We start from the raw sequence: 15,950 nt of genomic DNA, 5'->3' as shown, positions 1-15,950 counted from the left end.
GCTATGGCACGTTTTTTTATTGATCGCCCCATATTTGCGTGGGTGATCGCCTTGATTATCATGCTGGCAGGGGTCCTCTCGCTCCGCTCGCTGCCAGTGTCTCAATATCCTAACATTGCACCACCGACCGTGGTGATCAGTGCTAACTATCCTGGCGCTTCCGCTAAGATTGTTGAAGACTCTGTGACTCAGGTGATTGAGCAACGTATGACGGGTATTGATAACCTCCGTTATATCTCCTCAACCAGTGACAGTTTTGGTAATGCGTCTATTACCTTAACCTTCAACGCCGAAGCCGATCCGGATATTGCACAGGTTCAAGTTCAGAACAAGTTACAGGGCGCCATGACCCTGTTACCGCAAGAAGTGCAGTCGCAAGGGGTTAACGTTAACAAGTCGAGTTCAGGCTTCTTAATGGTATTAGGCTTCGTATCGACCGACGGTTCGTTAGATAAAGGCGATATCGCCGACTACGTGGGTGCGAACATTCAAGATCCTATGAGCCGTGTTCCGGGTGTAGGTGAAATTCAGCTGTTCGGTGCCCAATACGCGATGCGTATATGGCTAGATCCGTTGAAGTTGACTCAATACAGCTTAACCAGCTTAGATGTTGTTGCGGCGATTCGTTCTCAAAACGCTCAAGTCTCCGCTGGACAGTTAGGTGGCGCGCCATCTGTGGCTGGCCAAGAGCTGAACGCGACCGTATCGGCGCAAAGCCGCTTACAAACGGCGGAAGAGTTTCGCAAGATTATCCTTAAATCGGATATTTCAGGTGCAAATGTCTTCCTCGGTGATGTGGCGCGAGTTGAGTTAGGTTCTGAAAGTTATGCCGTGGTGTCACTGTATAATGGTCAACCTGCAACAGGGTTAGCGATTAAACTGGCAACGGGTGCTAACGCGCTGGATACCGCATCAGCGGTTCGTGAAAAAATTGCTGAAATGAAGCCTTTCTTCCCGCAGGGATTAGAAGTGGTTTATCCATACGATACAACGCCTTTCGTAGAGCAATCTATCGAAGGTGTGGTGCATACCTTGCTTGAAGCGATCGTACTTGTGTTCGTCATCATGTACCTCTTCCTGCAAAACTTCCGTGCAACCTTGATCCCGACCATTGCGGTACCTGTGGTATTGCTGGGTACTTTTGCGATTCTATCGATGGCGGGCTTCTCGATTAACACCCTAACCATGTTCGCTATGGTGCTCGCCATCGGTTTGCTGGTGGACGATGCGATTGTGGTGGTGGAAAACGTCGAGCGGGTGATGTCCGAAGAGGGCTTAAGTCCACTCGAAGCGACGCGTAAGTCGATGGACCAAATTACCGGTGCCTTAGTCGGTATTGGTCTGACCCTATCTGCTGTGTTTGTACCTATGGCATTTATGTCAGGTTCAACGGGCGTGATCTACCGTCAGTTCTCGATCACTATCGTCTCTGCGATGGCGCTGTCTGTCCTGGTGGCGTTGATTTTAACGCCAGCACTGTGTGCGACTATGCTCAAGCCTGTCAAGAAGGGCCATGGTCACATAGAAACAGGCTTCTTCGGTTGGTTTAACCGTACTTTCGACAAGCTGACTAATCGTTATGAATCGAGCGTGGCTGGTATCATCAAGCGCAGCTTCAGAGTCATGACGATTTACGTTGTGCTGGTTATTGCAGTGGGTTGGATCTTCATCCGTATGCCTACCGCCTTCTTGCCAGACGAAGACCAAGGTATTTTGTTTACCCAAGCTATTTTGCCGACTAACTCAACCCAAGAAAGCACCCTAAAAGTATTGGAGAAAGTTTCTGATCACTTTATGGCTGAAGAAGGCGTGAGATCGGTATTTAGCGTGGCGGGCTTCAGTTTTGCGGGTCAAGGGCAAAACATGGGTATCGCCTTCGTTGGCTTGAAGGATTGGTCTGAGCGTGAAGCGCCTGGCATGGACGTTAAGTCTATTGCGGGTCGTGCCATGGGTGTGTTCGGCCAGATGAAAGATGCCTTAGTCTTTGCCTTCGTACCGCCTGCGGTTATCGAGTTGGGTACGGCTAACGGTTTCGACATGTACTTGCAGGATAAGAACGGCCAAGGTCACGAGAAGTTAGTGGCGGCACGTAACCAACTGCTGGGCATGGCGGCACAGAATCCAAATCTGGTGGGCGTGCGTCCTAACGGTCAAGAAGATGCGCCGATTTATCAATTACATGTAGATCACGCTAAGTTAAGCGCGTTAGGCATTGAAATCACTAATGTGAACAGTGTGCTTGCCACTGCTTGGGGTGGTTCTTATGTGAATGACTTTATTGACCGCGGCCGCGTAAAGAAAGTGTATGTGCAAGGTGATGCCCAGTATCGTATGCAACCAGGAGACTTAGACTCTTGGTACGTGCGAAACAACAAGGGTGACATGGTGCCATTCTCTGCCTTTGCGACGGGTACATGGGAATTCGGTTCACCACGTCTAGAGCGCTTTAACGGCTTACCGTCGATGAACATTCAGGGTGCTACGGCTCCTGGGTTCAGTACCGGTGCGGCGATGGAAATCATGGAAGACCTTGCTAAGCAGCTTCCTCCTGGTTTTGGTGTCGAGTGGAACGGCTTATCGTACGAAGAGCGTTTATCGGGTAACCAAGCGCCTGCGCTGTATGCCCTGTCGATCTTAGTGGTGTTCCTCGTACTGGCGGCACTCTATGAGAGCTGGTCTGTGCCGTTTGCTGTTGTGCTTGTGGTGCCACTCGGGATCATCGGTGCCTTAGTTGCAATGAACGGTCGCGGCTTGCCAAACGACGTGTTCTTCCAAGTGGGACTGTTAACCACAGTGGGCTTAGCAACCAAGAATGCCATCTTGATTGTGGAATTCGCGAAAGAGTTCTACGAGAAAGGTTCAGGCTTAGTCGAAGCGACCTTGCATGCGGTACGTGTACGTTTACGTCCTATTCTGATGACGTCTCTTGCCTTTGGTTTAGGTGTTGTGCCGTTAGCCATTAGCTCGGGTGTGGGTTCTGGTAGCCAAAACGCCATCGGTACTGCGGTACTTGGCGGTATGATGAGCTCGACTTTCCTAGGTATCTTCTTCGTACCATTATTCTTCGTGATAGTGGAGCGTATCTTCAGTAAGCGTGAGAAGAAAGGTAAAGAAGAGAAGCCAAACTCAGCTGAATAAGCTCAGTCATTTCTAAACTAAAGCCCTGCAATTGCGGGGCTTTTTGTTATTTGAATGCTGTTAGTTATAAAGATGGATAGGCACTGTGCGCGAGTTCTGGCATATTGCGCTTAGGTGATTGCTAAGAGGGATAAACATGGATGATGCTGCGTTGGAATTGCAAAAACTAGATGCACTACTTGCTAAGGGTAAGTGGTACTTTATTTTGGTCTTTGGCGTACTTTACTGGGGTATGTTGGTGTCCTTCATGGTCGCCTTAATCCATTATTTTATCTTGGGCGATCCATTCTGGGCGGAACTGCAAAGAGCGCTCTATATTTATCCCATTAGCGGCATTTTATTTGGTTGGTTTACGTGGGGGCAGATTCATCGTAAGCGAGATAAACTGCGCGCCCAATAGCATCAATAGTTCTGGTTAAGCTGAGTGTAGGGGTGACATGGTGTTTTCGTGGGGTAATCTTGCAACTAAGCAACTTATCGTGGGAATGATATGCCATAGCATAGCGCTGGCGTTTTTGGCCTATGGTGTATATGCATTTTACTTGCCGGCGCTTGCTGTGCCAGAGTTAACCCGCTGCGTCGGTGCTGCCGTGTTATTTGTCGGCATGGGGTTAACCCCGCAGTTATTTTTTATGTCAGTGAGCCAAATAGTGTCGCAAGCCAAGGACACGCCAGAAAAATCCACACTGCAGACCTATGTGTTTAATCTAGGTATGTTTTTGCTCATTTGCAGTCTGTTGATGGAATGGTTATACGACTAAATCTACGGGTTTCAGTGGATCAACCCGATAAAGCAAGGGCGTCGACTTGATCATCGACGCCCTTTTTATTGAGGTTAAGGCGTGTAGTAAGTCGCAGCGCCCGGGCCGACGGGCAGACCAAAACCAAATACCCACAGGAAGAAGAACGCTGTCCAACCCACGAAAAACACCAGGGTGTACGGCAGCATAGTGGCGATTAGCGTGCCTATACCGAGGTTTTTCTGGTAACGACAGGCGACCGCTAATATCAAACCAAAGTAGCTCATCATAGGCGTGACTAAGTTCGTAACTGAGTCCCCAATACGGTATGCCGCTTGAATTGTTTCGGGCGCATAACCTACCAGCATCAGCATAGGCACAAAAATCGGGGCGGTAATGGCCCATTGTGCCGAGGCGCTACCGAGCATCAAGTTGATAAAGCCGCAAAGCATAATAAAGAACAGGAACACGATAGGGCCAGTCAGGCCTATAGATTGCAGCCCATCGGCCCCTAACACTGCGAGTACCGCGCCTAAATTACTCCAGTTAAAGAAGGCGACAAACTGCGCGGCGAAGAAGACGAGGACGATATACATGCCCATAGTGCTCATGCTGTGGGACATGGCATTGATGACATCTTTATCATTTTTGATGCTGCCCACTATTTTGCCGTAAATAAAGCCCGGTATGGCAAAACAAATAAAGATGAAGGCGACTATACCCTTAAGGAAGGGCGAACCTGAGATAAGGCCAGTTTCTGGATGACGCAGCGGCGCACCTTCGGGGACGACTGAAAGCGCTAGGATAACGGCGAGCACTAACATAGATAACCCCGCCCATTTTAAGCCACGCTTTTCAATCTCACTAACGCTGTCCATCGATTGCAGTACGGTTTCATCCGCATCATCACCTTGGTATTTGCCTAACTTAGGCTCGACGATTTTCTCGGTAACAAAGGCGCCGAGGAAAGTGATCACAAAGGTGGAGACAAACATGAAGTACCAGTTCACTTCTGGGCCGACGTTGTACTCAGGATCTATCATGCGCGCCGCAGCTTCGGTTATGCCTGATAATAAGGGATCGACAGTACCCAGTAACAAGTTAGCGCTATAGCCTCCTGAAACCCCTGCAAAAGCTGCCGCCAAACCCGCCAGAGGATGACGACCTAGGGAGTGGAAAATCATCGCCGCCATAGGGATCAATACTACATAGCCAAGCTCGGCGGCCGTGTTGGACATAATGCCGGCAAAGACTATGGTCACAGTAACCAATCGCTTTGAGGCGCCCATGACTAAGGCGCGCATAGCGGCGGATAATAAGCCAGAACGCTCAGCAATCCCGACGCCGAGCAGTGCGACGAGCACAGTGCCAAGCGGCGTAAAGCCAGTAAAGTTAGTCACGAGATGCGAGACTATCATCCGCAAGCCTTCGGCGTTCATTAGGCTTACCACATGGATTAAACCATCGGCACTGCGGCCGTGGGAACCAATGGGTCTTGGGTCAACAACGGTCAGGCCAAAGTAACCCGCGATACCTGAAATGACGACCACAGCGACACAGAACAGCGCGAATAGGGTGATTGGGTGGGGTAGAAGATTACCTAAGCGTTCAACAATATTGAGAAAACGCACAAACCAACCACTGGCGCTGATATCGCCATGTTGTAGATCTGGCTCAGAGGCCTTTTTTGGGGGGATATCGCCGGAATTGAAACTCATCGTTCTTCCTTTATGTCGACCTTTGCGCAGCGCACTATCTTTGACCCTAGAACAGACGCGAGGCATTGCCGACGGCCGACTGCGAATAAGGTGGCTGAGGGGATGACTCTGGCAGCAAGTATTCTGGGGGAAAGCTAAGGTAAAAGTTAAAAAATTAGCCGGAAAGTATGATTGTTAAGTTTTAATTGAAACTTAAATGTTGCGATTGGCGGCGTGAAAGTGATGAGGGCAAAATGGGGATAAAAAAATGGACTCTCGAGGAGTCCAGTATTCACGAGCAAAATTGGATGCTCTAATGTTGTGCCGATACACTATAGACCTTGTTTGCTGTATCGGAGCTGAATATCGTTAAATTTATATTTTAATTGCGCTTTTTAATGTGCCGGATCACAGTTTCCCGCCTAAAGAGGCAAGTTTTGCTGGTGGTTGAAGCTCCAGATAGCCACTTTCACCATTGCCAGCTCTGACCAGCGAATAATTTCATCGTCTTAACCTGTGCCATAGGTGAAATGTCCACTCATTTATGATTAGCTGTATCCTGTTAACAAGAATAAGAAACCTAAGGATGGAAGATGGAAAAATTGTTATTGGGATTAACGCTGATTTTTATCGTTACCTATCTTTGGTACGTCAGCCTAGTCAAAAAGCGCAATACTGCACTCGAGGCCCTGTCGGGTATCGATGTACAGCTAACCAAACGTGCCGATCTTGTGCCTAATATTCTAAAAATCGCCAAACGATTTATGGATCATGAAAAGTCGCTGCTCACTGAAATCACCGAATTACGCACTCAGCTCAGCCATAATTACAACAAGGCCGATCCGAGTGCCGTTAAAGAGCATTTAGTTCAGGCTGAGCGGTTGAACGACAAAATGGGTGCCTTAATGGTGAATGTGGAGAACTATCCCGAGCTCAAGTCCGACAACACTATGTTGCAGGCGATGCAGACCTATAACGAGGTCGAAGCGCATATCTCCGCTGCGAGGCGTTTCTATAACTCGGCAGTGTCAGAGCTTAATACTGCGGTTGAAATCTTCCCCGGCTCGATTATCGCTTCTATGGCGAGCATTAAAGTGATGCCATTCTATGAGGTAAGCGAAGCGGCAAAAGCGCCCGTAGATGCGGCCGAATACTTGTAAGCTTAGTTACGCAGGGTGAGTTATCACCCTGCAATACTATGATATCAATATGAATATTTTCACCTTTATTTTAGGTAGCCCGATTCGGACTTATCGGGGTCATGTTGGTTTGTCTGCGGATTTGGATGAACTCCCTCAACTCGAAGCGTATTACGAAGAACACCTAGCCCCCATTAGTCGTAAATATGAAACTAAGCGCGTAGCCTGTCTTAAGGCGGCGCGTAAACGTTTATATTTGAGTGTGATGATAGTACTTGGGCTGACCTTGCTGACTGTGATTGGCTATTACCGCGGCGTTGCTTATTTTCCTCCTTTACCCTTGCTTGCTTTAGTAGGGTTGAGCTGGTGGAGCTTTGCGCCGACTCGAGATTTTAAACATTTGGTTCAACGGGATATTTATCCACTGATGTTTAAATATTTCGGAGATGATTTTGTTTATAGCCGCGAAATGCGCCTCGATATGAATCGACTCGTTGCGGCTAAAGTATTGCCGCAATACGATAAAGTCAGTTTCGGTGATTATATTCAAGGCCGCTATAAAGGCGTTGAGCTAACTGTAAATGAACTCACCTTGACCAAGAATGTGCAAGTCGAAGAGCTGGATGCCAGCACCAATAGGCGCAGAACCGTTACTCGCACCGAAACCCAGTTTAGTGGCTTAGTGGTTGAGCTGAGTAGCCATAAAGCGTTTATCGGCCACACTGTGGTGCTGAGGGATCGCGGTGGTTTAGCGAATTTCTTGTCTGACAGCCATGCTGGACTGGTGCGAGTGAAACTTGAAGATCCGCAATTCGAAAAAGAGTTTGATGTGTTTTCAACGGATCAAGTTGAGTCTCGCTATTTGCTCAATACGGCATTTATGGAGCGCTTACAGGAACTTGCCAAGCATTTTGGTGGAAATATTCAATGCGCTTTCTTTCGCAACAAGTTGATTATGTTCCTGCCAAATCGCAGAACGCGTTTTCAAATGCAGTCCATTTTTAATGGCGCGACCTTTTCAGTAGAATTTAGTCAGATAAACCGAGAGATGAAGCAACTCTTTGCTATTATTGAAGTACTTAAACTTAATCAGCACACGGGACTTTGATGTTGCTCACTCGCTCAGCACCGACTCGTACACAGATGGCAGCTGCCTTTTTATCGCCTCGCAGCCTTGCCGTGTTGGGTCTGTGTTTATGGCTGATATCGAGTCTGATGATGAGTGTAAAAGCGGAGGAGGCGAGCGTTAAAGCTAAGCCGCGTATCGTTGCCAGATATTCAGAGAGCGGCATAGTCAGCCGTGAAGGCTTAGAAAAACTCAAGATTTATCAATACCAACAAGCCAATGGCGTGACTGTATTTACCGACAAAGCCCCTGCCAATAATCCATATCAAATTCTGTTGTATGACTGTTTTGCCTGCCGCCCCGACTCGACTATAGATTGGAATGGTATCCGTTTATTTACCGCCAATTACGATGCCCTGATCACCCGTGCTGCCCATAAACATCAACTCGACCCCGCCTTGATCCGCGCCGTGATCCACGCAGAATCAGCCTTTAATGCGCGTGCATTGTCGCGTACTGGCGCTATGGGATTGATGCAATTAATGCCTGAAACGGCTAAAGAAATGGGTGTGGCAAACGCGTTTTTACCCGAAGAAAATATCTTAGGTGGCAGTAAGTATCTGGCGCAAATGCTAAAACAGTTTAACGGGGATGTGGCCTTGGCCTGCGCGGCCTACAATGCGGGGCCGACAACTGTGGTGCAGTACAATGGCATTCCACCCTATCCTGAAACTCAAGCCTATGTTGAGCGGGTGAAAATTCTATTAAAGCGTTATCGCGAGCAGAAGGGCGTTTAGCTGTTTTGTTAGCTTAAATTAAGCGGCGAAAACCTGAGATCATCGCCGCCATTTGAGTAGAAGGTTATTCGCCGACTTCCCATTTTACTGTGATATTACCGTCCGCTTGTCCGAGCGTCTTACCTAAGTAATCCATTAATTCGGTTGCGATTTCATCTAACTGCCAAGGCGGATTGATGATCCATAACCCTGCCGCTGTCATGCCAAATTCATCCGAATCGGGTTTAATCGCCTGCTCAATTCTTAGCTGACGTTTAATACCACTGCTGGCGAGGCGCGATAACATGCCTTCGGTCTGAGCGCGATTTACCACTGGATACCAAAGCATAAACACGCCCGTAGCAAAACGTTTATGCGCTTTGATCAGGGTTTCGGCCACATCTTGATAGTCGGTTTTCATCTCGTAGCTAGGATCGACGAGCACCAGAGCGCGGCGCTCTAAGGGTGGCACTGCGGCGATAAGGCCTTTTAAGCCATCGCCTTTGATCACTTTAACTTGTCTGTCTTCGCAGAAATAATCGTCCAGCAACACATAATCAGTGCTGTGCAGCTCGTGCAGCACCATGCGATCTTTAGGCCCCAATTCCATGTCTATAATGGCAGGCGAACCTGGGTAGAAGTTGAGTTCGTCAGGATTTTCTTCATTAAAATGACGTACGGCGGCGACATAGTCCTGCAGCGATTGCGGCAGATCAGTTTTATCCCAAAGCTTAGCTACACCTTCGAGGTATTCACCGGTTTTTTGTGCAAATTCATCGCTTAAAGCATAACCACCCGCACCCGCATGGGTATCGATATACACGAGTGGTTTGTCTTTCTTGTGCATCAGCTGCAAGGTTTGAAGCAAGATGGCGTGTTTCAACACATCGGCATAATTGCCAGCGTGATAACCATGGCGGTAACTTAACATGGGGGATCCTAGTAATTTGCAAACAAAGCAAAGAGAGGCAAATGCCTGACGCCAATTATACCTGCGATGCTTGTAGGCGTAAATTTAATGCCTTAGTTGGCGCTCTTTTTATTGGCGAACCAGTGTGTGGGCGTTTGCATTTGAAAGGTTTTCAGCCATAGATTCGCTGGTGCGGGTTTACCGAATAGATAGCCTTGAAATTGTTCACATCCTAGCGCCGTGAGTTGCAATAACTGGGCTTCGGTTTCTATACCTTCGGCAATGACGTTGAGTTTTAAGCTCTTGGCTAACAGGATGGCGGCGTTGACAATTTGGGTATGGCGTTCACTAATGCCCATTTGACTGACAAAGCAGCGGTCGATTTTTATCGTGTCGGCACTGATATCAATGAGTTGGCTTAATGACGCATGGCCAGTGCCAAAATCGTCAATGGCGATAGATACTCCCATGCGAGCTAAGGTGTTTAGGCGTCGGCCCGTTTCTTTATGGGTTGAAAATACTGAGGTTTCAGTAATCTCAATTTCTAATAATGGGATGAGTTCGGGATGATTCATATAGGTTTGGATCAACACCTTAAAGAAGCGATCCGACAAAATATCCTGCCCAGATAAGTTGAAGGCTATCCTGACCAGAGGCACATTTTTCGGCCAAGAACGGATCAGTTGTAGTAATTGCCTGAAGACTTTTATCGCAAAAATCGCCTGTAATTGGGATGACTCTATGATGGGGATAAACGTGTTCGGCATAATCATAGTGCCGTCTTCATCGAACATTCTTGCCAGCGCTTCAAAGCTAATAATGTGGCCATCGGCCCTTACTTTAGGCTGTAGCCACATTTCCAGACGATTGTGTTTCAATGCGTCGCGAATTTTAGCTTTCTGCGATGAGGCTTCGAGAAGATTATTAATCAAACCAATGTAATACACCATGACTGGGCTAGCTTGGGTGGTTTGCTTAATGGCAATTAAACATTGCTCTGCGGCTTGCTGCGGTGAGGCTTTATTACCCGAACTGCAACCGACTCGGCACTCGAGATGATATTCAATTTGTTGTTCATGTTTGAGCTGCAGGTTCGTTGGAATACGCTCGCGTAATTGTAGCGCGAGGTTTTCGGGGGAGATCAGCGGTAGGCTGGTAAACTCAAGCGCAAACGAGGCTCCCCTAAACCGGTATATTTTTGCGTGATGCCCAAAGCGATTTTTGAGTTCGGTCGCAAAGGCTTTTAGGATGGCATCCCCGACGCTGATACCGAATGCCGCATTGATTTGACTCAGATTATCAATTTTGACTATGGCAACGGTCATACCCAAGTGGATCGTACTTGGGGCTGGGTTATACCAGTGATTCTCGTTGGGTAATCCGGTCACTAAATCATAGAAATGTGTGCTGATATGATGCTTTTTAAGTCGGCTTAGTTCAATCGCATGGTTAGCCTGTTCAGTGACATCGTGGCAGTGAAACAACAAAGTGTCATGGTGCTCTAATGAGGCTTTCTGCAGCAGATATTTAGCGTCGTTGTTGTTCTTTAAATGGGTCGGAAACGCGGCCGCCAGTAAATTTGTGCTGGTATCTTCGGTAAGTTCAAAAATGTCACATAGGCGAGTGCGGTTTAGTGTGACCTCTCCGGCGATTTCTTTGGCCGCATTATTCAGGTTGAGAATCACGCCTTCCTCATTACAGAAGAAGGAAGCGGTACCATTATTTTCAAAGATTTCAGCATATTGATCTAAGGTACGTTGCAGATCATTTTGATGCTGGATCATTTGCTGCGCATGGACTTTCTGGGTTTTTAGCAGGCGCATCGCTGACAAGGGAATGCAAATATTAAAAAAGACAAACAGTAAGCCATTCAGATAAGCGTGGGTCGCAGGCAGACTGATATCAATATCAATAATCGGGGGAATATTTTGGTTACGCAGCAGCAGTAAAAAAGGCAATACATTAAAAAACATCATGATAACGGCTACTTTTCTGCCAAATAGAAAAAGCGCCATTAAGGGCAAGGTATATAAGAAGGTAATCCCTGCCTGGGATAAGTTAAAGTCTGGGACAAACAAGAGTATAGAAATACAGGCGGCAATGACCATAGCCAGCAGGCTAATTGAGCTGGCGAGTAAATATTTGCGGGTAAACCATAAAGTTAAGAAGAGTACGGTTAAAAAACTGACCGTAATGCTGATAATGAAAGCGAGGTTTAACTGATACGCAATTAAAGAGCTATGCAGCACTATGCTAGCGGTCAACATTGCGCCACTGAGCAGAATGATCCGCAATAAGCTGGTTTTTAATATTGTTCTATCAGGATTTAAAAAGTCTCGATCCCTAATAAACAAAAAACCTTTCAGCCATTGAAGCAAAAAGAGTCCTTATCCCATACGGAAGTCACGCAGGTTGACTGGGGATATAACATATAACATAAATCACTTAATTGTTATACAAATAGATTACTATCTTTATAAATCAGTGTATTACAGTGTGATGCTTGTTTGAATCTTTAAGGGTGCACTGCGACAAATTGACTAAGACAGTGATGAGTTTGCTGATGTGATTTGCTGACTGGCATATTCATAAACGAGATTTTTAGGCATAATGGCCATCATTTTCGTTGGTTAGAAGACAGCCTGTGACCCCGATTTTTTTCAATCAGCAATACCCAACACTTGTGGATATTTGTGCACGTTGGCAACTCGTCTACGATGCGAATGCGACCTTCGAATTGCGTTTTGAATCAGATACTTTATCACTGCATAAACGCGATGAGCCTAAGCTCGACGGTATAGTGGTGGACTTTGTGACTGGCGCCGTCGCCCATAGACGTAAGTTCGGTGGTGGTCGCGGCCAATCCATCGCTAAAGCCGTGGGATTAAAGCAAGGGGTTACACCGAGTGTGGTTGATGGCACTGCGGGTTTAGGGCGCGATGCCTTTGTGCTTGCAAGCCTTGGTTGCACTGTGACTATGGTTGAGCGTCATCCTGTGGTTGCGGCATTGCTTGAAGACGGCCTGCGTCGCGCCTATCAGGATGCTGAAATCGGCGATTGGATGCGTGAGCGGATGCGTCTGTTCCACGGTTCGAGCCTTGAAGCTCTATCTAAATTGGCACAAGAGGTGGATGTGGTGTACCTCGACCCTATGTATCCCCACCGCGATAAATCGGCCCTCGTTAAAAAGGAAATGCGGGTATTCCAATCCTTAGTCGGTGCCGATTTAGATGCCGATGGTTTACTCGCCCCCGCTTTAGCTTTAGCAACGAAACGTGTCGTCGTTAAGCGCCCAGACTACGCCGAAGATTTGGACGGGGTTAAGCCAAATACGGTTATCGAAACTAAGAAAAACCGTTTTGATGTCTACGTAAAAGCCGCGATGAAGTAGGGTTTATACCTATTTATATGATTGCTCAGACAAACAAACAAGGCACTCATTAAATATGATGACCATGTAGACAACTTGTCCGCTGGATCTTCCATTTCACGGTGCAGCTTAACGTAAGAAAAACTGCACTGGCACAACAAGTTCTAACGTCTCGTTTGGCATTGCATCGGGTATGGCAGGTAAGGGCTGGGCTCGCTGCAACATTTTTAGTGCTTCTGCATCTAATGTTTGATAGCCCGAACTTTGCTCAATTCGACTCGCGCTGACTCTGCCTTGGCGGTCCAACACAAAATACAGCATAACTGTGCCTTGCTGGCGTCGATTACGTGCCGTACGCGGATATTCCTTATGTTGCTCTAACCAAGCTAATAAAGTCGCAGTGTAGTCCTGGGTATCGCCAAGCAAACCTCCTCCAGTCATGTTATCGCCGCTAGCCGCTTTATTCTGTTCTGCGGAATGGCCTTCACCACTTTGACCTACTTCGTTGGCCGACGCTGCTAATGCTGTCGGCGATGGGGTTTCGGTTGGGCTGCTATGCTGCTCATTTACCTCGGACTGAGTTGTTAGCTCATCTTGAGGCGTTGGCGTTATGGGTTTAGGTTTGGGGCGTGGTGTGGGAGTGACTTTCTTTGCCACGGGTGGCAATGGTTCTGGTTTATCGAGTTGCTCTGTAATTGGCTCAGATTTTTGCTCAGCAACTGGCGCCGCCGTTTGTGGCAGAGCACTCGCTGCGCTACCTGCAGGCCCTAAGGAAATTTCAATCCCTCCGTTGCCAACCGCTTTAGCCTGACCCGTGGGCGTTATTACTGCTGGTGACCAAAACACTGCAGCCGTTAAGGCGATGTGCAAAAAAGCCGCTAACAGCAAAGCTATACCGCACTGCGCTATGCTCGGCGCTAACTCTTGGTCTGTCATTTGGCCCCCAGCTCAGTTAATAAACGCAGCTTTTTAACGCCTACGCCATACAAGGCTTGGGTAAAATGCACGAGCTGGTTTCCCGATAACTCACCATCAACTTTTAGCGTGACTTGGGTTTCTGGCTCGGCGGACAGCAGCATATTGATGCGTGCTAACAGTTCTGCTTCCGTAATCGGTTCATTATCGAGTGCGAGCTTGTTTTCACGGCTTATTAGGATGAGCACGGCATCCGGTTCATCTACGCCATCACTTTGCGAGACCGGTGGAGTGACATCAAACGGTGCTGTCACGGAAAGGCTACCTGCGATCATAAAAAAGATTAACAGCAAGAACACCACATTAATCAGCGGCAAAATACGTTCTTCTGTTTGGTCCGGCCGACGTTCAGGAAAATGCATTAGTGGCTGTTCTCCATGTTATTGCCGTCCGCTTTCGTCGCAGGTGCGGGTTGCCAATTGGAGTCTTCTACCAGTGTTAGCGGCGCAATCCCTGCTGCATTAAGTGCATCTAATACCTGCACTAACCTTTGTACTGGAGTATCCGCCTGCGGCTGTAGGCTCACCATTTGGCTTGCAGGCTGGCGCCCTTGTGCTTTTTGCTGTAATGCTTCCAGTGTGATCGTTTCGCCGTTTAGTTGCAGTTGGTCTACGCTAATTTGTACTAAAAATGGCGCTTGCTCAGCGGGATCGGGGCTACCTGCCGTGCTGGTATCGAGCGCCACAGTGCGCCAGTCTAGAAAACTGGAAGACAGCATAAAAAACACCAATAGGATAAACACCACATCAATGAGTGGCGTTAAGCTAATCACAGCTTTACGTTTTGAAGGATGAGCCGTGAGTCTTGGTCGTTGACTAAAGGGCGCTTGCATGGCGTGCCTGTTTGTTACTGGCTGTGAGTGGTGTAACCACTGTGCTTGGTGCTTGATAAGTGCTGGCCGCCGATAACTCTGGGGTAAACAGTTGCGTCACTAAGTTATCCATTTCATGAGCGAGGTGATCGACGCGCCGTTCTAGATAGTTCAGCAATGCCACCACTGGGATTGCGACACACAAGCCGACCGCTGTGGTGAGCAAGGCTTCCCAGATCCCGCCCGATAGAATCGCCGGATTCACTTTATTACCCGCCGCTTGGAGTTGTTGGAAGGCGGCGATCATACCCATTACCGTGCCCAGTAATCCCAGTAGTGGTGACAATGAACCTATGACCTCTAGTGGGCGCAATCCGCGTCTTAACTGAAATAGCGCATTACAGCCATAACGCAGCACTTCTTCACGCACCAAAGGTTCAGGCAGTTGGCGTGTGATGCCACGAATCGCTTGTGCCATTGCCTGTGCAGTGGGATTACGGCTTACCGCAGCAAGCTGTAATGCTTCTTCCTGCTTGCCTTGTTGCCATAGCGCTAATGCCTGCCTTGCGGGTTTACGTTGCCACAGTCCGGCTCGCTGAAACTGGATAAGTTTCATCAGCACAATCGTCATCGCAACCAATGACATCAGCAGCAATATCACCACTACTGTGCCGCCCGTCTCTAGCAGCGCGAGGGCATCGTTCCACCAAGTCGATGTTGCTAACACATCTGTAGCGGAAGCTTCCTCCGTTGGCTGTTGCACACCCGAAACTACCGTTTCAGGTACTGAAGACAATTGCTCAATGGCATGAGTCTCAGTGTTGAGCGGTAACGTGGCTTGGCTGTTATCGGCACTGGCATTTTCCTGCGCCCAACCGGTGAGTGGTACAGCAAGTAGCGTCAATGAGAGTAAAACGGCTTTCAACATCATCAATTTTATCAACCTTTAACTTGATTCATTTTATGGTTAACTCGCCCTGTATCTGGGTAAGTGAAGGAGAATAATTTACCTGCAGGCCGTAACCAGCGAGGTCGCCAAGCTAAGGTTAAAGCAACGGCAAGTGCAGCTATGCCAATCATTGTTATCCAGAGCAGGCTGCCAAAGCTGGCACCGTCGCGCACCAGCGACAGTGCTAAAGATATGCTTAGCATCAAGATGCCTAGGCTGCGTAGGAGCAACACCTCCCTTTGCGTGGGTAGCGCCTTATCGAAAACAACGCGCCAATGCCGTACTTGGCTCAGGGCGAACAAAGCAAAACTAAGGTAGGCCGCGCTAAATATGGCGACTAACAGCAGGTCTTTAGGCATTAATCCTCTCCTTTTAACAT

General features: G+C 48.0%; 15 protein-coding genes. 7 read left to right on the top strand and 8 right to left on the bottom strand.

Annotation, left to right across the window (positions count from 1 at the left end; all coding sequences use genetic code 11):
• The first annotated feature begins 3 nt into the window (after positions 1 to 3).
• The 3 genes from MO387_RS06860 to MO387_RS06850 all read left to right on the top strand — a co-directional run bounded on the left by MO387_RS06860 (position 4) and on the right by MO387_RS06850 (position 3,899).
• Complete coding sequence (locus MO387_RS06860) at positions 4 to 3,138, top strand: efflux RND transporter permease subunit (protein ID WP_107402968.1); 3,135 nt, start codon at positions 4 to 6, stop codon at positions 3,136 to 3,138.
• Between the two features lie 136 nt (positions 3,139 to 3,274).
• Entirely contained in the window at positions 3,275 to 3,538 is a 264-nt protein-coding gene (locus tag MO387_RS06855) for a hypothetical protein (RefSeq protein WP_107949955.1), read from the top strand.
• 37 nt (positions 3,539 to 3,575) lie between these two features.
• Entirely contained in the window at positions 3,576 to 3,899 is a 324-nt protein-coding gene (locus MO387_RS06850; protein ID WP_006079453.1) for a hypothetical protein, read from the top strand.
• 74 nt (positions 3,900 to 3,973) lie between these two features.
• On the opposite strand, the gene MO387_RS06845 is transcribed toward MO387_RS06850, so the two are convergent.
• Positions 3,974 to 5,596 (bottom strand): AbgT family transporter, encoded by a 1,623-nt coding sequence (locus tag MO387_RS06845; RefSeq protein WP_107949953.1) that lies wholly within the window; start codon positions 5,594 to 5,596, stop codon positions 3,974 to 3,976.
• A 572-nt stretch (positions 5,597 to 6,168) separates the two neighbouring features.
• Between MO387_RS06845 and MO387_RS06840 the strand changes: the two genes are divergently transcribed.
• Genes MO387_RS06840 through MO387_RS06830 form a run of 3 tightly spaced genes read left to right on the top strand, consistent with a single transcriptional unit; the run spans position 6,169 to position 8,577 of the window.
• Positions 6,169 to 6,735, top strand: a complete 567-nt coding sequence (locus MO387_RS06840) for a LemA family protein (protein WP_006079455.1) — start codon at positions 6,169 to 6,171, stop codon at positions 6,733 to 6,735.
• A 49-nt stretch (positions 6,736 to 6,784) separates the two neighbouring features.
• Positions 6,785 to 7,822: a DUF3137 domain-containing protein gene (locus MO387_RS06835; protein WP_107949951.1), complete on the top strand. Its 1,038-nt coding sequence runs from the start codon at positions 6,785 to 6,787 to the stop codon at positions 7,820 to 7,822.
• The gene (locus MO387_RS06830; protein ID WP_107949949.1) at positions 7,822 to 8,577 is read left to right on the top strand and encodes a lytic transglycosylase domain-containing protein; all 756 of its coding nucleotides are present in this window, start codon (positions 7,822 to 7,824) and stop codon (positions 8,575 to 8,577) included. Before MO387_RS06835 ends, MO387_RS06830 begins: the two co-directional genes overlap by 1 nt.
• A 64-nt stretch (positions 8,578 to 8,641) precedes the next feature.
• Here the strand turns inward: MO387_RS06830 and rlmJ are convergent, their stop codons facing one another.
• Positions 8,642 to 9,487: a 23S rRNA (adenine(2030)-N(6))-methyltransferase RlmJ gene (gene rlmJ, locus MO387_RS06825; protein ID WP_006079458.1), complete on the bottom strand. Its 846-nt coding sequence runs from the start codon at positions 9,485 to 9,487 to the stop codon at positions 8,642 to 8,644.
• Positions 9,488 to 9,579: 92 nt separating this feature from the next.
• Positions 9,580 to 11,844 carry a bifunctional diguanylate cyclase/phosphodiesterase gene (locus tag MO387_RS06820; protein WP_107949947.1) on the bottom strand — a complete coding sequence of 755 codons (2,265 nt, stop codon included), beginning with the start codon at positions 11,842 to 11,844 and terminating at the stop codon, positions 9,580 to 9,582.
• 266 nt (positions 11,845 to 12,110) lie between these two features.
• On the opposite strand from MO387_RS06820, the gene MO387_RS06815 reads away from it, so the two are divergent.
• A complete protein-coding gene (locus MO387_RS06815; protein ID WP_107949945.1) occupies positions 12,111 to 12,857 on the top strand; it encodes a class I SAM-dependent methyltransferase in 747 nt (248 codons plus the stop codon).
• Between the two features lie 108 nt (positions 12,858 to 12,965).
• Here the strand turns inward: MO387_RS06815 and MO387_RS06810 are convergent, their stop codons facing one another.
• From MO387_RS06810 to MO387_RS06790, 5 genes are read right to left on the bottom strand one after another with little or no spacing between them, the layout of a single operon-like run.
• Positions 12,966 to 13,772, bottom strand: coding sequence for an energy transducer TonB (locus MO387_RS06810; protein WP_107949943.1), 807 nt, complete (start codon positions 13,770 to 13,772; stop codon positions 12,966 to 12,968).
• Positions 13,769 to 14,173, bottom strand: a complete 405-nt coding sequence (locus tag MO387_RS06805; RefSeq protein WP_012197834.1) for a biopolymer transporter ExbD — start codon at positions 14,171 to 14,173, stop codon at positions 13,769 to 13,771. The genes MO387_RS06810 and MO387_RS06805 overlap by 4 nt, the downstream gene beginning before the upstream one ends.
• Positions 14,173 to 14,643, bottom strand: coding sequence for a biopolymer transporter ExbD (locus tag MO387_RS06800; protein ID WP_107949941.1), 471 nt, complete (start codon positions 14,641 to 14,643; stop codon positions 14,173 to 14,175). The genes MO387_RS06805 and MO387_RS06800 overlap by 1 nt, the downstream gene beginning before the upstream one ends.
• Entirely contained in the window at positions 14,627 to 15,553 is a 927-nt protein-coding gene (locus MO387_RS06795; protein ID WP_107949939.1) for a MotA/TolQ/ExbB proton channel family protein, read from the bottom strand. The genes MO387_RS06800 and MO387_RS06795 overlap by 17 nt, the downstream gene beginning before the upstream one ends.
• Before the next feature lie 8 nt (positions 15,554 to 15,561).
• Positions 15,562 to 15,930 carry a DUF3325 domain-containing protein gene (locus MO387_RS06790; protein ID WP_107949937.1) on the bottom strand — a complete coding sequence of 123 codons (369 nt, stop codon included), beginning with the start codon at positions 15,928 to 15,930 and terminating at the stop codon, positions 15,562 to 15,564.
• Positions 15,931 to 15,950: the final 20 nt, after the last annotated feature.

The sequence above is a fragment of the Shewanella sp. N2AIL genome (assembly GCF_022690845.1).
Classification (GTDB): Bacteria; Pseudomonadota; Gammaproteobacteria; order Enterobacterales; family Shewanellaceae; genus Shewanella; species Shewanella baltica.
This window is presented reverse-complemented; position numbering and strand designations above follow the sequence as displayed.